General features: G+C 60.6%; 18 protein-coding genes. 5 read left to right on the top strand and 13 right to left on the bottom strand.

Translation table 11 applies throughout. The annotated features are described in order from the left end of the window. Positions 1-165: 165 nt before the first annotated feature. The 4 genes from IP69_RS20110 to IP69_RS20095 form a co-directional block, all read right to left on the bottom strand. Positions 166-1,065, bottom strand: a complete 900-nt coding sequence (locus IP69_RS20110; protein ID WP_054144611.1) for an HNH endonuclease — start codon at positions 1,063-1,065, stop codon at positions 166-168. A gap of 131 nt (positions 1,066-1,196) precedes the next feature. Further along, positions 1,197-2,636: a hypothetical protein gene (locus IP69_RS20105; protein ID WP_156323577.1), complete on the bottom strand. Its 1,440-nt coding sequence runs from the start codon at positions 2,634-2,636 to the stop codon at positions 1,197-1,199. Beyond that, positions 2,633-7,507, bottom strand: coding sequence for an ATP-binding protein (locus IP69_RS20100; RefSeq protein WP_054144610.1), 4,875 nt, complete (start codon positions 7,505-7,507; stop codon positions 2,633-2,635). Before IP69_RS20100 ends, IP69_RS20105 begins: the two co-directional genes overlap by 4 nt. Before the next feature lie 298 nt (positions 7,508-7,805). Next, positions 7,806-8,051 carry a helix-turn-helix transcriptional regulator gene (locus tag IP69_RS20095; RefSeq protein ID WP_054144609.1) on the bottom strand — a complete coding sequence of 82 codons (246 nt, stop codon included), beginning with the start codon at positions 8,049-8,051 and terminating at the stop codon, positions 7,806-7,808. A 210-nt stretch (positions 8,052-8,261) separates the two neighbouring features. Between IP69_RS20095 and IP69_RS20090 the strand changes: the two genes are divergently transcribed. Together IP69_RS20090 and IP69_RS20085 are read left to right on the top strand one after the other, a co-directional pair. After that, entirely contained in the window at positions 8,262-8,885 is a 624-nt protein-coding gene (locus IP69_RS20090) for a hypothetical protein (RefSeq protein WP_156323576.1), read from the top strand. Between the two features lie 56 nt (positions 8,886-8,941). Then, entirely contained in the window at positions 8,942-9,193 is a 252-nt protein-coding gene (locus IP69_RS20085; protein ID WP_054144607.1) for a hypothetical protein, read from the top strand. A gap of 252 nt (positions 9,194-9,445) precedes the next feature. Here the strand turns inward: IP69_RS20085 and IP69_RS20080 are convergent, their stop codons facing one another. The 7 genes from IP69_RS20080 to IP69_RS20050 form a co-directional block, all read right to left on the bottom strand. Next, positions 9,446-9,676: a helix-turn-helix transcriptional regulator gene (locus IP69_RS20080; protein ID WP_054144606.1), complete on the bottom strand. Its 231-nt coding sequence runs from the start codon at positions 9,674-9,676 to the stop codon at positions 9,446-9,448. After that, a complete protein-coding gene (locus tag IP69_RS20075) occupies positions 9,673-9,891 on the bottom strand; it encodes a hypothetical protein (RefSeq protein ID WP_156323575.1) in 219 nt (72 codons plus the stop codon). Before IP69_RS20075 ends, IP69_RS20080 begins: the two co-directional genes overlap by 4 nt. 158 nt (positions 9,892-10,049) lie before the next feature. Further along, entirely contained in the window at positions 10,050-11,291 is a 1,242-nt protein-coding gene (locus tag IP69_RS20070) for a site-specific integrase (protein WP_054144604.1), read from the bottom strand. A 333-nt stretch (positions 11,292-11,624) separates the two neighbouring features. Continuing rightward, positions 11,625-13,769: a VapE domain-containing protein gene (locus IP69_RS20065; RefSeq protein WP_054144603.1), complete on the bottom strand. Its 2,145-nt coding sequence runs from the start codon at positions 13,767-13,769 to the stop codon at positions 11,625-11,627. A gap of 144 nt (positions 13,770-13,913) precedes the next feature. Beyond that, positions 13,914-14,114, bottom strand: a complete 201-nt coding sequence (locus IP69_RS20060) for a hypothetical protein (RefSeq protein ID WP_156323574.1) — start codon at positions 14,112-14,114, stop codon at positions 13,914-13,916. Positions 14,115-14,193: 79 nt separating this feature from the next. Next, positions 14,194-14,385 carry a hypothetical protein gene (locus IP69_RS20055; RefSeq protein ID WP_054144601.1) on the bottom strand — a complete coding sequence of 64 codons (192 nt, stop codon included), beginning with the start codon at positions 14,383-14,385 and terminating at the stop codon, positions 14,194-14,196. A gap of 83 nt (positions 14,386-14,468) precedes the next feature. Continuing rightward, positions 14,469-15,179 carry a hypothetical protein gene (locus IP69_RS20050; protein ID WP_054144600.1) on the bottom strand — a complete coding sequence of 237 codons (711 nt, stop codon included), beginning with the start codon at positions 15,177-15,179 and terminating at the stop codon, positions 14,469-14,471. 237 nt (positions 15,180-15,416) lie between these two features. Here IP69_RS20050 and IP69_RS20045 point away from each other — a divergent pair, with 237 nt between their 5' ends. Together IP69_RS20045 and IP69_RS20040 are read left to right on the top strand one after the other, a co-directional pair. After that, positions 15,417-16,133 carry an FkbM family methyltransferase gene (locus tag IP69_RS20045; RefSeq protein WP_054144599.1) on the top strand — a complete coding sequence of 239 codons (717 nt, stop codon included), beginning with the start codon at positions 15,417-15,419 and terminating at the stop codon, positions 16,131-16,133. A gap of 79 nt (positions 16,134-16,212) precedes the next feature. Next, positions 16,213-17,055, top strand: a complete 843-nt coding sequence (locus IP69_RS20040) for a glycosyltransferase family 25 protein (protein ID WP_054144598.1) — start codon at positions 16,213-16,215, stop codon at positions 17,053-17,055. Positions 17,056-17,162: 107 nt separating this feature from the next. Here IP69_RS20040 and IP69_RS20035 read toward each other — a convergent pair whose 3' ends face one another. Both IP69_RS20035 and IP69_RS21575 read right to left on the bottom strand, forming a co-directional pair. Then, on the bottom strand, positions 17,163-17,720 hold the full coding sequence (locus IP69_RS20035; RefSeq protein WP_054144597.1) for a response regulator: 558 nt from the start codon (positions 17,718-17,720) through the stop codon (positions 17,163-17,165). A 336-nt stretch (positions 17,721-18,056) separates the two neighbouring features. Beyond that, positions 18,057-18,617: a thermonuclease family protein gene (locus tag IP69_RS21575; protein ID WP_082359495.1), complete on the bottom strand. Its 561-nt coding sequence runs from the start codon at positions 18,615-18,617 to the stop codon at positions 18,057-18,059. Positions 18,618-18,863: 246 nt separating this feature from the next. On the opposite strand from IP69_RS21575, the gene IP69_RS20030 reads away from it, so the two are divergent. Next, on the top strand, positions 18,864-19,206 hold a 343-nt coding region (locus tag IP69_RS20030; protein WP_248306912.1), incomplete at its 3' end, for a metallophosphoesterase.

The following is a 19,206-nucleotide window of genomic DNA, read 5'->3' as shown; positions in this document are numbered from 1 at the left end:
AAGGCCGGTTAGGCACGCAAGCGTCGGGTTTCCCGGCGCTTTTTGCGTTTTGGGGCTATGCGATCCGAAGGCATTTGCGAAGGGCCCCGAAATCCTGCGGTTACCGTGTGGTTACAACCTCGCTCCTGCCAGATCCGCCCCCTTCCAATCTCAACCCGCCAATAGTCACTGTTTGAAGCAATTATCGCGATGCCAGCGCAGGAAATGGGGATGCGGCCGATCATGCGCTCGCAGCGGAGGTAGCGCTCGGCCTGTCTTGCTGATGAAGCCGCGTATCTGATCCGGGTCATTCGCCTGCCGCGAAATTATGATGTCGAGGTCGTCGGACAGGCTGACCAACCCGCGGTCGAACATCCAGTGCGCTGTCCCCGACAAGGCGATGCCGTTGTTGACGATGTCGGGGCCATCAGCCTCGACAGGACGAATGTGCGCCGCATCGACCTCTGCCCGCCCGCCACCGTTGATCAGCTTGAGCCCCGTGATCGCACATCGCTCATCGTACGCACGCAGAATGACTTGGCGGACCACGCGGTCGCGAACGATCCGGGACGTAAGGAACGTGGCGCGATCGCGAGGCTGCTCGTAGATGAACGGAGCCTGTTCCTCCGCAAATCCGGCCGATGCCGCTTGCTCATCGAGACGAGGCAGCATGGGGACGCGATCGTGCAAACCAAAGCTGGTGATCCGATCGAAGTCCGCCGGCGAAAGTGGGCGAACGGCCGCTTGGGCGCGACCAGAAATGCGTCCCTCATCATTCAGGACACCGCGCTCAATCACGCCTTGTGCACCGGTGAACGGCACCGGGTTTGCAAAATCGAGATAGCTTCCGGGCTCGATGACAGCGACAAGCATGTCCGGCGCGGCCCGGTCAGGGATAACCTGCTGGACCTTAGCTAAAGCGAAATAGCCGCGCGTCTCGGCAACCTTGCGTGGCTCATAATAGATAATCCAGTCGCCCACGCAGGCCTGGACCCGGCCCAGGTACTGGCGCGGGAACTGATACCGCTCGGCAGGGCTATCGTCGTAGATCGAATCCTGCCGATGGATGAAGACGCCGAAGGCCATGCATTGCCGATCTGGTTTGACCCATGGAAGTGAGCAGGATCTATGGGACGGGTTAATTGCGACAAATCATGCCCTCTGCCTCCCCGCCCGAAAGCGGACCTACGCAGCACACCTAAAGTGGCGCGATAGCGTCACCCTCCGCATGGCAATCGAGCTAGATCACCCGGATCCCAACAAGCCTCTTGGAATCCGCAGGCGCTGCAACAGGTGCGCAGGTCGATCGGCGCAATATGGCAGCGCCCCACTCGCCGGTCTTGAATATCTTGATTGGCACAGTGATAGATCTGTTGATCGACAAAAAAAGCGCGTGGCGACTCCGTAGCGCGTGAATTGATTGACGACGTTCCGATCGCCTGACGAACCGTCCGGCACTCCGACCAAGCGTGAAACCGGCACACAACCCGTGGCTCTGCCAGTAAATAGTGCGATCGCGCGCCCGTCGCGACGAGCCACTGATCCGGGGCATCGCGGAGTGGTTTTACAAATTTTTTGGTAGGGCGACCAAGTGGCAGACCGCCACCACCGAGCGGGTCGGGCAAGTCCGGCCAACCGTCAAAATCGCAAAGATCAAACACAGTAAGGTCGCCGCCTAACTCGGCAGCACAGCGCGCTAATAAGCGCTGGGCCCCCTCGGTAACGCGCTCGAGGTGTGCGGCGATACTGTCATGCCCATCCTCAACGCGGTCAACATCCATTACGATCGGCTCCTCATCATCGATGATGGTAAAAAGTGTGCCGTCTTCGCGTTGCACAAGCATCGCGGGATAGACAAGAATGCGCGGCTGTGGCGCGAATAGGGTTGCTCCGCTCTTCTCGTAGCGGACGAGCAAGGCGTGGAACGCGGCATCGGTTTTGGCCGCTGCCACATAATGCCCCAGCTGGGCCGACCGAAGGCGTAGCGGCGCGACCGGTGCGAGCCGTGACTGCGCAAGAAGGCCATATATAAGGTGCGCGGCAGCGACGTAGTCTTGTAGAAAGAAAACCTTGAACTGGGTGTCGTTAACTGGCCCCTCGGTGAAGGTCACGATCGGGTTGGTAAATATCAGCAGCCAGCGCCCACTGGCGAGCACCGCGCACGGCACTTCATGGCCGTAGCGCTCTTTGAAGCCGATGACATACCCCGCCACCTGCGTCAGATAATCGTGCCACTCGCCCACGACCGGGGCCGACGCACGATCGCCGCCGTTGCGGATATGCTCAATTGCGGTGACGATCAGAGCGGAATGCGTCAGCGATCTGTTGCGGCTGATGCCGGTGATGAAGGGCTTGTCCCATGCCTTGGCCTCGACGATGAGCGTCGGTGCGCGTGTTTCGCGATTGATACCGAGATAGTCGACGAACCGGGTCGTGTCGGCCTTTACCCGCGCCTCCTCGGCAACGTCGCCGCCGAGGCCCAATCGCCAGCCGAGAAGGCTCAGCAGCCGATCGAAGAAAAAGATGCGCGTGTCATGCTCATGAAGCACAAGCTCGCCTGCGCCCAAATATGCCTCAGGTGCCTGTTCACGGACGAGGCCGTCGACAAGTGCCGCGAGGCCCAGCCGGAAGTCATTTTCGCTGAGTCCAGCATTCATTGGATCAGTTCTGGCAGGCGGTACAAGAGCCGGCGGGCGGCGGGCCAGCCAGCGTCCATGAATATTTCTAGGCAGTCGATAAGCGCAACCCGGCGCTGTTCGTCCTCGAAGAGTTCCTTGTGATCGGCTAGGAACACTCCGACGAGCCGCACGAGTAGGTCTGCACCCAGCGACTCGAACTGATAGCCGCTATGCCGCCCGCCACTGCGCAGCGCGTGCTCCATCAAATCGAAAGAGCGCCTTGGATCGACCGGCAGCAGAAACTCGAGCAGTTGCAGGAGATAGTAGATGGTGTGAGGGGTCGCCCAGTCGCCGATACGATGCAGGATTGGCGCTGCCTCAGCGAAGAACACCCCCAGCCTCACATCGTCGATCGGCCTGCTCGACTGCGAGCTGTCGTGACCAGCACCAGTCGCAAAATAAAGTTCGCGGCACGCAGCGTCGAGCAGCTGCGCGTGGTTGCGTGCAGCCTCAAGCTGTTCGGGCGTGGAGCCGCCCAGCTCAAAGTGCGCGCGCAGCCCTTCACTGGCCGCTTCGACGATCTGCAACGCGAGATTCAGGGCTCGTTGGCGCAATTCATGGTCGTACACCTTAGGCTCGGCAGTCAGACCCGCCACGAAAGCGCCGCGCATCGTGGCGAGAACATGGATAAGTTCGGGATGATGATAAACGACGTCACCAATCCACCGTTGCGTGATGCCATACGAAGCCTCGCATCCGTAGCGGATCCAAAGCACCGTAAATTCGCCAGCAAGAGCTTCTCGTAATCGGGCTTGGCGTTTGGGATTTTCGGGGAAGCGGTCGAGCAGAGCGAGAGCAAGCAGTTCCATTCGGACTGGATCAGCATGCAATACACGGCTAAGCACCCCCTTTGTGAGATGCTCGATAACGCTCAGATTGGTTTCTTGCCCGAGGCGTCCGGCGAGTCGGCGCCAAAACCCTTCACGATCGCGATCCCAGATTCTAACCAAACGCAGGCCTGTCTGAAGCCTGACCGCCGGGTGGGGATCAGCAAGTAGCTGGTCGATGGATCGTTCGAGCAAGGGATAGAGATCGGGGCGCTGGAGCGTGAGGTCGAGCAGCGCCGCCCCCCCCTCGACCCTAGGTGCGGGCGAGCTCCACGATGGTCCCTGTTCGAAATTGCGCTCGGTGTCTGCATCGAGCGTCGGCCCCTCGGAGTCAGCGACCATAGCGAGCAAGGAAAGCGTCTGCTCGGTCGCCGGCACATCCTCCACCCGCGGAGCCAATGTGCGTGACATGATCCGGCCCAGGCCTTCGGCGATAACGCCCTCTGCATAGACGACCAAGCCCTCGTGATGGTGCTGGCGGTCAATCGCTTCGCTCAGTGCTACCAACGCTGCTAATATTTGCTCAAGCGAAAGCGTTGATCCGTCATGCGTCGCGCCGTCGAGACCAAGTACTTCCTTGGTGGTGGCAATGGCCTCCATCAGGCTCCGCTCAACCGGCGAGTCATGCTTGAGGTCCTCGATCCAGTGGAACGGCGCAGGTGCGTGGCTGTAGGTCCGAACGGCGAATGGCCGCTCGTTCGCGACATCATCGGCCGCAAGCTGGTCGACGGCGTTTGGAAGCACGCTTCTTGCCGCCTCGGTCGCCAGATCGGTCGCGCCGACCGCACTGAACAGACGCCGTAGGAACGACTGCCGAGCAGTCTCTGGACTAGCATACTTGGAAAAATTGAACGTTTCCACCGAGCGTTCGAAGGCAACCCGACTTGCATGCGGAAGTCGGGCATAGCCCTTGGCAATCAAATCTATTGCGTCCTTGCGCGTATCGGCGCTCATCAGGAAGGGCTGTGCCATCGCAAAAGGCAGCAGCCGATCGACCAGCACATCGTCCCGCTCAGCCGCTGCCATGAACATCCGTGACCAGAAGATCGCCAGGCTAGCCGTGTCAATAATACGATCAACAAGTTGGGCTGCGGCTCCGCCATCTACGGCACGCAGATAGTCGAGCAGCTTGCGCACAAGCGACTCACCCTCATGCCCATACGTGCTGTCGGGATCATGTGCCCATATGTGGCTTCGATCCTCGCGCAAGCGGATCGCCCTGCCATCAATTTCAAACCTGACATCTTTCAAGTCCGGCGATGGTGGGTGCTTGCGCGCGACAAAGGCATCGCAGGCGAATACGATCGCGGCGACAGCAGCATTGGGATGGTCGGCCAGAAATGTCGGCACAAACTCACCCAACGCGTAGCGCGCCATGTCATAGTCCTGACCGGCGTTGGAGGTCAGCGACAGTATCTGGCTGTCGCCCATGCGAGTTTCATGGCTCTCTGTAACGTCGAAGCCGTAGGTTTCCCGGTAGATCAAGGCCGCAAAGTCTGCGTCAACCGCAGCAATAGACCTAATCTTGCGACAAAGTGCCGGCACCTCATCCCAGCCACGCGAGGCGAGGCGCTGCGGTTCGAATATTTTGACGAGCAATTGCCGCGACTTGGAGGGGTTGGTGGCGAAAGTGTCGGCGACGAGATCGATCGCCGATGCCATCATATTGCGATCGCCTTCCAGTCCCGCGGCATAGTCGAACAATGCGCGCGCGGCCTTACCGAGGTAGGCGCGGCCGGCATCGTCGAGAACGATCGTGACCAGCTTAAATAACAAAAAGCGCACTGTACTAGCGACGGGCGATACGTTGGCGGACAAATCGCGCAGGAGATTTACCCAAGGCGTGAGCTCTGCGTCTGGGTGATCCTCGAGCCGGATGGCGAATGCACCGACAGCGTGCATGAACGCCTTGGCCGCCTTAGCGTCACCCGCCACGACGCGGTCTGCAAGGATGGTCAGGTCGCCCACCGCTTTGGGATACTCCGCGCAGATGCGGCCAGTCGCGCTTCGGATTACCGGATCACTATCCTGATCGGCGAGGATGATCGCCGCTGCGCTCCAGAAATCGGTCCGGTCTAATTCGCGTTCCCAGATCTCGCGTAATACGAAAGACAGTGCCGGAGCGAGCATCAGGCCGCGGCCTTGCTCCTTTGCAAAGCGCAACGTCCCGTCGACAAGTTTCTCGGGATCGATGAGCATGCGCGCCGCGGCGAAATCGAACAGGAGATGATGCCGAAACTGGACCCACCGGCCGTTGTCGACGACGATGATTACTCCCTCGCTGGCAAGCAAATCGATCATCTCGGGATCCGAACTAGCGGCGGTCGCAACCGGTGCGCGCAGCGCCCTCGCATCGACCATGGCCGTTGCGATGCGAGTGATGCATGCCCGTCCACGCGCGCCCCGTCGCTCCACGCGGTAGCTCCAGTAGAGCTGGAGCAATTGCGCCTGCGAACCAATATGCGAAAAATCTGTGCTGACGAGGCCTTCCTTGATCAAGTCGCTCAATAGCCGCGTATTGAAAGGCACGATCGCAAGGTCGCGCAGCGCCTCTGGTGCAGGTGCCAGCGCCTTCGCCAATGCCGGTGCCGCATCGAGCAAGCGAGCGAACTCAGTCTGCGACCATGCCGGCACCTTAACATGGCGCACGCTGGCTAAGCCCGGCTCCTGAAGCCCCTCGACCGGCGGCGTCCCCTTGAAGAGCGATCGGAACTGCTGGCCCATACGCAAATCGAACGTCCGGATTGATGCGATGACGCGCCAGCGCCCTTTCCGTTCGAGCACTTGCTCGATGAGGCTGCGAAAAACACCTTCACCCTTGCCACCGCGCGTGGCATCAAGCGCATCGATCACCAGCCATCCTGGCTGTGCTCCGTCCCACGCATCAAGGACATCAAGGATGCCATGGTGCAGTTTTAGTTCCCGGCTTAGCCCCTCAAGTGTCTCCACCGAATGGCGATCGACCGCGAGTTCGAGGACATCGTTGCCCGCCTCGCGCAGATTGCGCGCCAGAGCATTGAGTACGCCACTCTTTCCTGCGCCCGGCTCGCCTACGATCAGGAGCGAGCCTTCGCGTGCAGCCGCCTCGATGGCGGGTTGGCATTCCCGGTCCACCGAGATGGCATTGCCGTAGGTAGCCTCGATCACCTCATATCGTCGCAGCGAGTCGGCGACTGCGTCGCTGTGTGCGCGCAGGGCCGCGATATCACGCTCGTAATTGGGCGGTGCGGACAGCGCGACGCCCTGGCTCAGCAACGCCTGGCGCAACGTCGGCCGGTCCGCGCCGCCACGCGCCGCCATCAACTCGCCGCTGACGGACTCAAGTGCGGTCAGAGCCGTGCCGGGATCGGCACCCACGTCTAGTGCGTCTTCAAGACTGTCGAGGACGGCACGCCGGCCCACGTCGTTGGGATCGAACACGAAAATGGTGATAAGTGAGGCAAGGTGCTCGGGCAGCTCGGGGTCATACGCCTCGACGGTCGCGGCTGCCCAAGCCTGCTCGACGCAGCCAGCGAAGAGATCATAGGCGCGCTGCTGAGCAATCGTTAGAGCGCCACGCCCTGGCTGCGCACGCAATCGAAGGGCGGCCGCAAGATCTTCACGAAGACCGGCGGGAGAACCGGGGCCGATTGCGAGGACGAGCCTGTCGAGGTCGGGGTTGAGCGGGCGATTCCAGTGCTGTTTGCCGTTTCCGTCGCGGCACGCCAGCCAGTGACGAACGAACTGTGTAACCGTTTTGCCAAATGGACTACGAAGGTCGGGCGACAGCGAAGCGGTCGTCTTAGCCTGGACAGCGATGAAACCGCCCGCGCTGGTGGCGATCAAGATGTCGTCAACAGGTGCTTCGGTCTCGAAGCGTATCCATGCGGCCGTGGTGTCGCCAAGTGTGAAGCGAGGATCAAGTCGGCGTCCCGCCAACATCCACGCGCCAAATAGCGCTCCCAGTTTCTGCTCAAACAGGATGCCCGCGCTAGTGGCCGCTCCGCCACCGCCTACGCGCGGGCGTTCGAGTGATTTAGCCATGCCTGTACCAGATCAACATTGCCGCCCCAAATGTCGCACAGTCCACGGCTGCCGATATGCCTGCCTTCGTTCGGAAGCGATAATCAGCTTTGTTGCTAGGCGCAGCAAGCCGGATCGCTGATAGAGCAGGCGGTGCCAGCAATTCAACCAGCAGCATTCTGCCGTCACGTGACATCGCGTAGGCCAATCGAAATCGCCAGCAGCGGGCAATCACCTCCTCAGCAACGGGCCAAACTGGCACTTGAGCTCTAATTCGATCCCATTGCCCGGAAGCGGACGTCGGTATGGGCAGGGAAGGTCAAAATCTAAAATTAGAATGTTCCGCCCGCTGCATCGTCGCGTACGGCTCCACCCCGATCGCCCGCGCTATCTCGATGTATTCTGCCACGTCGAGGCGCCGCTCGCCCTTTTCGTACTTCGACACGAAGGTCTGCCGCTGCCCGATGCGCTCAGCCAGCTCGACTTGTGTCATGCCGGCATCTTTCCGCGCGGCGATGAGCGCCACGAGCAAGGTTTGGTAGAGTTCGGAGCGGGTTGAAGCCAAGGCCGGCGCCCAATGAGAGTGGACCGGCGCTCCAAAGAAACCCGAATTTCGAATACCCCAAAATAGGGTATTATCGCATGCTGCCACCCGGTTCGGCGATTCGGGGGATGGCGCGTGAAGGAGCAGTATGTCGGGGACGTCAACGACTACCGAAAATACGCGCTGCTGAGGCTGCTGGGCCGGTCAGGCCTGAAGCTCGGCGTCTGCTGGATGCTCACGCCGGACGATCATAGCGGCCACGGTAACAAGCTCGGATATCTCGATCAGCCGAAGCAGGAACAGCACGATCCGGAGATGTTTGCCGTTCTGACACGTCTCCGCGAGGCGCCCCGGGGCCAGCGGCTGATGACGGTCGAGACAAGCGGTGCGCTGACCGATGCCGTGTTCTTCAACGAGATCGTACCCGAGCAGTTGGTCGAGCGGCAGCTTTGGTTCCGGCGCGCCAGTGCCGCCTTAGCACAGACGGATCTGATCTTCTTCGACCCTGACAACGGCATCGAGGTGAAGTCGATCGCTATGGGCCGGAAGAAATCGTCGAAATATGTCTATCTCGACGAACTCGCTGCCGCTTATCGCGCCGGGCATTCGATGCTGATCTACCAGCACTTCCCGATGAAGCCGCATGATGCCTTTATCCGAGAGACTGCCGAGAATCTCTTACGCGTGACTGAACCGGCTGCTGAAATTTGGGCGATCCGGACGCCTCACGTCGTGTTCATGCTGGTGATTCAGCCCCGACACCACGCTGCGCTCTCCGGCGCGGCCCATGCTGTCCGTGAGACCGCTGACCGCAAATTTCTCGACGCCCAGGTCATTACGGCTGCGAGCCAATGATTGTGCGCCGATTTTCGGCGTGTTTCCGTTCCGGCTTTTTTGCTGGAGCAACGAACATGTCGATCAAGATCGCGGGATTTGGCCTCGCCGCAGCGTTAACGTTGGGCGGCTGCCAGACGGTCCAACAGGCAGCCGAGGCGAAGACCAAGCTCGTCTGCTTTCAAGCGGGCTTCGGCGAAACGTCGCCGCGCCATGACGAGTGCATGCGGACGATGCGCCCCGTGGCCCAGCAGATAGAAATGCGGCAACGGCTCGATGGCGCCAGCGAGGGATTGGATATGATAGCTGCCGGCATTCGCCGCCGCTGAGCAGCGGAACACCGGGTAGATAGAGGCCCGGAGATATAGCCGTTTGTCTCCGGGTCCCTTCGACATCAACGCTGACCTTATGGAGATGGGGGGAGATGCGAACGCACCCCCGCGTGCATGCGGCCTGCCACCTAGGCGCGCACCATGGCATGGCCTGCGCCGGCCCGTGGGTACGGCGTCCGCGGGCGCTGCTGCTGCGCAGGCATGTGCGCCGGGGTGCGCAGGCCAGGGCAGCCGGCACGGCCACGCGCGCTAGGCGTCTTGGTCTGCCTGCATCAGCAACTCGTAAGGGTCGACACCAATTGCACGGGCGAGCAGGATGAATTCGGCGACGTCGAGATGACGCGCACCGGCCTCGACGCGGAAGACGAAGCTGGTCGAGCGCCCGAGGCGGCGTCCAAGCTCGGCCTGGGTGATACGCCGCGATCGCCGCGCCTCGACGAGGAGGGCGATGATGCGACGGTGGAGGGCTGCAGGGCTCATCCGGCCGCCCAGCACTCCAGCATGTCTTCCGTGATCGGGCCGGGGTCGGGGCTGCCGGCCTCGACGATCGTGCGGCCCTGGTCGTCATCGCAGCGGCCGTGCTCCTCGATGGCCCACTCAATGTCGGCATCGTTGAGCTCGCAGATGCGCGCGGCCTCGCCGATCGTGACGCCGCACTCGACCCTGCGGCCTTCCTGCCACATGTCGTATGCCATGGCCCCCTCCCCGTGTGTTGACCGATTGGACCACGCGGAGAGGCGGTGCATAATTTTGCGCGAGACAGGGTGATGTTGCGCCCGACGCAGATTTTGCCGCCGATGGCGACGCGAGCCGGGGCTTGGGCGCGGCCCGCCTGTCCCGTCGCGGATGCGTTCTACCTGCCCGTGGCGTAGGCCCGGTCCAGCGCAGCGGCGGCGGCAGCGCCGCCCCGAACTGCCTGGGTGTAGTGCCCGAGCGTGACGGTGGCATTGGCATGGCCGGCCAACTTGGCGACAAGCCCGACCTCGATGCCTTCCGACTGCAGCGTCGAGATGTAAGAGTGCCGCGCCGAATGCGGGGTCACATAGGACACGCCCAACGCCTTAAACGCGGGCTCCCAATAACGGCGCCGGAAATTCTGGTAGAGCAGCGGCCCGCCGCCACCGGTCCGACCAGACTTCGGCCAAGGCTGGAGACGGCCGGGACCGGGGAAGACGCGGTGCAGCTCCTTGCCGAGGCGCGGACAACGGACGCGCCATTCCAGCAGCATGGCCTTCAGCATCGCCCCCATCGGGATGTCGCGCATGCCGGCCTCGGTCTTGGTCATGCCGGTCAACTCGCCCGTGCGCTCCTGAATGCGACGGATGCGAACGACGCCGGCCTCGAAGTCGACGTCCTCCCAGAGCAGGCCGAGCTGTTCAGAGGGCCGCGTGCCGGCGAGGAACGGGAAAGCGTAATAGATGCCGTGCTCGGCATCCTTGCCCGCCGCCTCGACGAGCTTGGCAATCTCCGACGACTCGAGGATGGCCTTCTTGACCTTGACGCGATTGCGACCGAGCCCACGCGGCATCGACGGCGCCCTCACCCGGAAATCCTCCTCGTTAAGCGAGAGGATGGAGATCAGGTGCGACTTTGCGCGGTTGGCGGTGTACTGACCCGACAATGCCGTCAGCTCGCGGTGCCAGACGCGGATGCGCGCCGTGGTCAGCTCGCTGGTCTTGATGTCGCCGAGCATGGGAACGAGACGGCAGCCCTTGGGCAACTTGCCGCTGGCCCGCCATTTGAGCTTGTCCTTGGCGCCGCCATCGAAATAGGGCCCGCGAATGTGCTCGACCACGACCTTGTAGCCGACCAGCGTGTTCGCCTTCACCTTGCCGGTGCGATCGGCGATCCAGTGGTCGATCGCAGCGCCGATGGTCGGCACCGCGCGCTCGTCGACATAGGCATCCGACGCCACCTTGGCGGTGAGATCGGCGCGACGCGCCTCGGCGGCGCGCAGCGTCTCGAAGAACTCCTGGCGCCGCTGGCCCGAATGCGGGTCGGCATAGCTCAGCACGTAGCGCTGCTGCTTGACGATGTCGCCGGATTGAAGCTTACGCTTGCGGATCCGCTTTGTGATATTGGCTTTGAAGGTCATAACGTCCCCTGAGAATGAAAAAACGCTCAGAAAATCACAGCACTGGAACCAGAACAAGTAGTCATGGAGCCAGGGACTATATCGAACGTATTGGGATGTAACCAGAGGCGTAACCACGATATCTTGCGAACGCCTCGAATGCCGTCTCGGCGGGGCTTGCGATACATCGCATTATTGCCTCGCCGAGGTTGAAATCGCGGTGGGTGGCGTGGGTGGCAGGTGTGGCATGGCCCGCCGCCTGGCGGGTGCACCTACGCCGCAGATCTGGAGAAATCCCGCTATGCTACCAGCAGCGCCTACCGGACATGCCACACCCGCCACCATGCCACAGGCCTATGAGATACTCTGTTTTTTCTTAGGGGGCTGATAGTCCGCCGGCTTTGGTTTCTCGTAGCCCCGGACGGTTTTTCCTTTGGCGTTGAACTTTCCGCCCCGCCAGCCAAGCTTGCGCATCAACGACGAGAGCCGCTTGGTATGGGCTTGGTTCTGCCGTTCCGAGGGGATGCCAAGCGTGCTGGACAACAGGTCAGTCGTGTAAAGGCGCAACATGTCGCCGATGATTTCAGGGGCCGCCCCCTCGATCTGATCGATCCAGGGGTCGTCCTCCACACGCTCCGCCTGCTCCATAGCCGCCACGGCCCAAAGGCGCTCGGGCAAAGCGATTGGCTCATCTGCGCTCTCTCGGAACGCGGCCTCAGCCATCAGCTGGTCGCGATCGGCCCGGAGGCCTTCAAGGTCGATAACCCCGGTTCTGACAGGCCAAAAGCGACGGTTGCCGGTCTGATCGCGCAGATACTTGTCGTCATTGGTCGTCCCAATGAAGATGACCTGGCGGGCACGGGCCACAGGATGGCGAGCGTAGGGCAGGCGCGCACGGTCGACTTGTCGAGACACGAACGCCTTGATCTTATTGACCTCGGCCTTGTTCATGCCCTCGACCTCGCCAATCTCGTAAATCCAGACGCCGCCGAGCAGCTCAAGCTGGGCCTTAGGGTCCAGCGACATGATTTCCTGGTCGGAATGGAATTCCTCGCCAGCAAGGATTTTTACCGCCGTGGACTTGCCCGTGCCCTGGTCACCTTCGAAAATCACAACCTGATCGAATTTCACGCCGGGCTGGCGAACGCGACGGACTGCAGCGATCAGCATGATGGCGCCTATGGCACGATTCAGCTCTGTGTTTGCCGACCCCATGTATCGGCTGAGCCATTCGTCGAGACGCGGCTTTCCGTCCCAGCTCAAGGCATCGAGCATTTCTCGCACGGGGTGCAAGGGCTCTTCCAGGCACAACAGGACGATGGCATCTTGGACGTGGTCGGACCGAGGATCGAAGCCGAATTCGTCCATGATAATGCCTCGCAGCTTCATGGCGGCATCGTCGCTGATCTCGCCAACGTACTCCTCAAGCAGATGGCCACCGATGACCTTACGATGGCGAAACATGTCGTAAGCAAAGGTCAGCCCCAGGCGCTGAAGCGCCAAGCGCGCGTTGCGCATCGTTGCACGCGGGTTGCCGGCCTTGTCGCCATCGGGCCACCCCACCTGTTCGGCTGCCGTTGCGGACCGAGCCTGCTTAAGCGCATAGGCCTCTGGCCTCCGTTTCTCGAGGATCGACTCCGAGATCCCAAACGCAGGGTTCAGCAGCACACCAGCGATGAGTTCGATGGAACAACCGGCTCGGGCGAGATCGCAAGCAACCCGGAACGCCGCCTCGCTTCGGGATTTGAAGTGAGGATCGGCACCACCTCGCGGCTGGAGAAGATCATCGCCGTGCTTGATGAGGGCGAGCGTCGAGGGCAGGACGGCCGACGGTAACGCATCCAGGCCTACCGGCGCGACATGCGCCGGGAGGGTGAGGGACGAAGCCGGCGCGAGCGGGCCAGGGTCGAACGGTAGGAAGTCCTCAAAGCCGTAGACTCGCTCCCAATCCGCCTCCAGAATACAAGCGGTCACCCGCTTGCGTCCCCGTGCCTCCTTTGCGGCGTTGGGAATGTTCACACTCCCCGGCAACCGCATGATGCGATCAACATTGTGACAATTATCGCCACCGCAGCGATCAGCAATCGCGCGATTGATGCGCTCAGCCAGTTCGATGTCGGCCAAGGGCTGGCGAAGCACCCAGAAGGCCTGCCGCCCATTGCCAGACGAAATCGTTGCGGTGGGCTTGAGAGGAAACGCGTCAAGCAGCGCAAATTCTTGCGGATCGTCCACATCGACATGGAAAGCAAGCACGCTCTCGATGTCACGCTTGGTGGCCTTCACATTCCAGCGTGACGGTTCGTTCACATGGAAATAGAGGTTATCTTCGTCCTGACGCTCCTCGATCCACGTCTCCATGCGGTACTTCTCGTTGTTGTGGAACGTCGCGGCCTGAACCATGCCTCCATAAGCAATGGCGACGAGATGCCAGGGGCCCGCCGGCTTCATTCCAACTAGAAACGCCAGTGACATCGGCGTGTTGTGCTCAAAAGTCTCCATCGTTTGCGCTCTCTTTTCACAATAGATTCCGCCTGCGCGCTCGGTCGAGCGACAGCTGAAAGCGGACAAATGGTTGAATGAGACCGGCCTGTGCCGACCGGTGGGCGAGACTTCGCCCGATGAACGGGCGAAGTCGTTTCCGACCTAGCGTCGGCCGCGGAGAACGATGATCAGGTCGTCGCTCGGTTCGCGAGGTTCGATGACCGCATAGCCGGCGGGGTAATAGGTGACCGATCGTCCCTTAGCCTTAGCCAGACGTTCCTCCATCGGCGGTACATAACTTGGGAGTGCCATCAGTTCTTCTACTGTCATGTGATCTTCGGGGTTCTGGATAATTTCGTCCATGATCATTGCCTTTCGGGCATAGTTCCTCGATCACGAGATCGATTCATCCCGCGTCGATAGGGTGTGGTTTAAAGGAGAGTTAGTGGTTTGCCTGAATCAGCGCTTCGATATCGCGAAGTTTGACGTACTTGCGGCCATTCAGGATAGAGTATGTCGGAATGACACCACGCGCCGCTGCTCTCTGAATCTTGAAGTAAGGCAATCCGATCGCTTCAGCCGCTTGCTTATACGTGATCAGCCGATCAGTTCGCTTCTCGTAGATTTGTTGCATGTCTCGTCTCCACTTGTGGGCGTTGTTGCCCTGACGAGACGACCTTGCACTAGCGGGACCGCTGCATCTCCACCGCTTACCGCTCAGGTGAAAAGATTCTGGGTTGGAGGCAGGCCGTCGGCCCCAGCTTGGACCAACTTTTTCATCTCCTTCACGCTGAACTTTCTCTGCTGAAATGAGGTCTTGAGGTGCGATTTTTTGCCCGCTTTGTTGCGCTTATCGGCAAGCAGTGCAGCAAACCATTCCGGCGGAAATCCGCCCACCCCCTTTTGTTCGATCAGCCGCTCAATCTGCTCGACAGCGAATTCCTCGGCCCTATCCCGTTTAGCGTGCCCGTCGGCGTGGGGCAGCAAGATATGCGCTAACCACCTTCGTTGGTCGATAAGCGACCGCTTCCGAGCGCTGGCCGCGGCCGCCCGCTCAGTTTCGAGAAGTTTGCTGCCGTCCATGACGAAATTCAGCGTGTGACCCAAGGCGCACATCAGCACACCCCATGCTTGGACAAAATCTAAGTTTAATTGACGCTCTCGAAAGAGCCTCTCCAATCGCGGAATCTGAGCGTTTCCAAGATCATAGAAGTACTCTCGCTGATCATTGCCCTCCGAGGAAGCCCGATAAGGTATAAAAAGACAGGACGCAGGCTCGTGCACTTCGTGCTCATCGCCGCTCAGCGCCTCTTCCCGGGTCTGCAGCGGGAGCGAAAGGATGAATTTCGCCTCCTCGAAGTTGTCCTTCATCATCTGCCAGAAATGCGCCTCATCGCGGGGCGGATCGGTCTGATCTTCAGAATACATCACGCGGTCCCAGGCTTAGAGCGACGTAGCCATGTGACCACCCTCACGCCCACCGCTCAATGATTTTCTCGCGCGCCCGCGCACGGAGCTGCGGCGAACCCCCAATTTGGAGTACGTGGGGACGGTACGGTAGCGCAGTAGGGTCGTAGCCGTTGTTCGGCGTCTACTCACAGGTCGCCCAACTCCGGCATTCTGCCGATAGCGTTCCCGCCGCCTCCGAACTTGACGAGCAAACGCATGACCGAGATCGCCCCGGCTCTACGACAAATTGACGTTGATGGCATCGGCCCGGTATGGATCCGCGACGGCACCAGCGACTACGCGGTCTTCGAGCAGATCTTCCGCACGGAAGAATTCAACATCAGCACCGCCCCACAATTCGCCTGGATCCGCGCGGCCTATGACCGGCTGATCACCTCCGGCGAGACCCCGCTCGTCGTCGATTGCGGCGCCAATATCGGGCTCAGCACACTCTACTTCGCATTGCATTTGCCGGCAGCGCGGATCGTCGGCATCGAGCCCGCGCGAGACAACGCGCAGCTTGCGCGCAAGAACACGCAGCACAATCCCCTGATCGAGATCGTCGAAGCCGCCGTGTACGACCGGGAAACCGGACTCGAGTTGGTAGACCCCCATGCCGAAAAGTTCGCCTATCGGGTGCAGGAGGCCGAGGCCGGCGCGCAAAGCGCAATCGCCGCCGTCACCATCGACGGCCTCATGCGGCGGCATGGCGCCACGCGCAATCTCATCGTCAAGGTCGACATCGAGGGTGGCGAAGACACCTTGTTCCGTTCGAACACGGGCTGGCTCGATCGCACCGATCTGCTCATTGCGGAGACGCATGATTGGCTGTTCCCTGGGCAGGGCACCAGCCGGACCCTGTTCACAGCCATCGCGGGCCGCAAATTCGAAGTGATCCAGAAAGGTGAGTACATTTCGTTCTTTTTCCAGTGACAGGCGGACGTCTGCGCGCTGAAATGTCCGATGACGACGATCAAAAGAGGGCTGTTGTCCGATTCGTACCGAACAAGACATGGACTCTCTGCTGCAGCTCGTTCCCAAACCGGACATCGCGTTCGATGGGGACAGTGCTCAGGCGGTTGGCGTCGACCTGGCCGTCGCTGTGATCAATCTTCCGCATCGAACGGACAAGTGGAACGCCATCTCGAAGCGCATGGCCGCTATTGGACTGAACAAACTGATAAAGGTGCCAGCGGTCGAGGGCGCCCGGTTATCGTTGGAGGCCATTACACCCCTGTTGAACCAACCGGCCGCACAGATCGAAGCAGCCCCACAGAGCCATTTCACACTCACGCGGCCCGCGATCGGCTGTTTCCTATCGCACATCGCCACGTGGCAGTGGATGATCGCCAACAAGATGCCGCGGCTGCTGGTCTTAGAAGACGATGCCAACCCGGCCGCGAGTTTCGATGCGAACCGATTCCGTAATGTCCTTGGCGCCATCTCGCCCAAGGCCGGTCTTGTTTTTCTCGGCCGCGCCATCATGAATGGCATGGCCGAGAGGCCCCAAAGCTCGGAACTGGCGCGGATCTACTTCTTCAACGGGACATTCGCCTATCTGATCACGCCCGCAGCCTGCCGCACGCTGATTCCGGCTCTGCTCCCCATGAATGGGCACATCGATCATGAAATCAGCACTGTCCTGATCGAGCGCAGACATGAAGTGGAGGCCCACTACACTGAGCCGCCCGTCTTCGAGCCCGACTGGTCGCTCCGCAGCGACTGCTATGTCCCGCTGGAAGGCGTCACGGACGCCGATCGCGCACTTGGCGTAGTACTGCACGCACAGCGGCAGCTCCTCATCGACGACGGCTGCCCTCTGCTACCGCCGTTTGACGCGACGGCCGTCAATTGACTGCGACCCGTGCTTGACCAACACGGATACTCAGGAGTCGGAGCCTCCGGGAAACCCGGTGCGGTTAAAACCAATTCATTCCGCGATTTTGACGGCCTGTCTTTCGATCAAGCCGAATTTACGCCATGCTTGGTGAAAATGCGCTGCAGGGTGCGCCGATGCATGCCCAATCGCCTCGCCGTCTCGGACACATTATGGTTCGAGCGCTCGTAAACACTTAAGATGTGCTCCTGACGCACGGCACCGGGCGACATCGGGTGCTCTGGTGCAGGTGGCCGCTCGCCCTGTGCCTGCAGCGCATGATCAATCTCGTCAGCGTCTGCAGGCTTTGCCAGGTAATCGAATGCCCCAAGCTTGATCGCCGACACAGTGGTAGGCAGATTGGCGTATCCCGAAACCATGATCGCCCGGGCATCTGATCTCCGTTCAATGAGATGCTCTAGAAGCTCGATCCCGTTACCACTCCCGATCCGAAGATCGAAAATCGCGAATTCTGGGGGTTCCAGATCGATCGCGTCACGTCCGTCTGTTACAGTTGTTGCCGTTGTGACATCATAACCACGATCGGCCATCGCGCGCGCCAGGCGCGTCGCGTAGGCATGGTCGTCATCGACGATGAGAAGAGCGCCAGTCCTCCGATGATCGTCCTGTGGTTCGCCGCGCATGGGACTATTTCCTTTTGCTTTTTGATAATCCGAATACGAACGCCTTCTTCCGTCAGATTGGCTCGCGACGATTCACCACGCTCGATCTATTTCTGTGGATTGTAATGGCCAGTTTGCGCCGCGACCGCAGCAAGCTGCACCTCGATACTCCCAGGGCAGACGATCGAATTGATCACACTTGATCGATCAAGCGGCCTGAACTTCGATGTCGGTCGCCAGTTTACAGCGTTGATGGCAACGCATCGGCGGGCTTCGCGACACAGATCTGGGGTGTCGTGAAGGCCGCGCTTCGTTCAAGCGACAACCGCGCGACAACGGCGCGATGACTACGGTTCACTAACACCAAGGCCGTCGGCGACCTTCCCATCGTCGCGCCAAGCCCTCGGTGACGAGCATCTGTCCGATGGAAGCGCCGTTTCGCTTCACGACACGCAGAAGCCGTCCGTATTGATCCCGATCTCGGCTGGCATATGGTCTGAGTTCGAACGCGCCGCGACTGAGCAGTTCCGCCAACCTGTCAGTTGCACGCGCCCCCAGCTGCGCCTCGCCGTAGCACCTGGCGCCGCCGGTCTCCGGCGCATCGATGTCGGCGATGCGTATTTTCTCGCTCTGATACCAAAAGGTGTCGCCGTCGATTACGCAGTTTGACGAGCTCGTTGAGCTGCATTTGAAGAACGCTACCGAGGTTTTGGAGACCTGATCGGAAGACGTACCGGGCCGAGCGACATCGACCGCCCGGGAGCGGGGCAAGCTGGAAGCCACGACGGCAGTCAGCCAGCTTCGATCCGTCGCGGCCGTTGTCAGCGCAAATCCAGCGAGGACGCCGAACGCAGCCAAGCTCCATCCCGTCCGCCGGTACCATTTAGGCCGCCAGATTTTCGCGCTGGTTAAAGCCAAGCTGTACTCCCCTAAACTCAGGCAACCCTGCCAGAAATTCACCGCAAAACCTTTAAGTCGAGCGCTCGAATTTGCGTTTTGACGAGGCCAGGCCTGTAATGTCACAGCTGGGACGCAACCACGCCGACCGGGCCATAGGCGGCCTCGAATGCAGACAATCGTCTGATGATCTAAAACGAGGCAGTTTTGAAGACTTACGCAATTGCTGACCTCCACGGACGTTTCGATCTGCTCTTGGAGGCATATATGGCCATCAGCGATCGCGCGAATGGAACGCCTGGGGTGATCGTCCAACTCGGCGACTATGTCGACCGCGGCCCTCAAAGCCGGCAGATCATCGAATTTCTGATGGACGACGCGACAGTGCCTGCCGGCTGGAAACGGCACTGTTTGCGCGGGAACCACGAGGATGCGGTCGTATCCAGTGTCGATGCCAATCAATGTAGTGAGGCCTGGCTTCTATATGGCGGAATCGACACGCTCCTGTCCTATGGCTGGACTGATTCAAAGCCAGTTGACGCGGGCTTGGCTTACTTTCCGCAAGCTGGACGGTTCGAAGAACCTCGCATCCATCGGGGTTTCGTGATTC

The sequence above is a fragment of the Allobosea sp. AAP35 genome, from assembly GCF_001295925.1.
In the GTDB taxonomy this organism is placed as follows: Bacteria; Pseudomonadota; Alphaproteobacteria; order Rhizobiales; family Beijerinckiaceae; genus Allobosea.
This window is presented reverse-complemented; position numbering and strand designations above follow the sequence as displayed.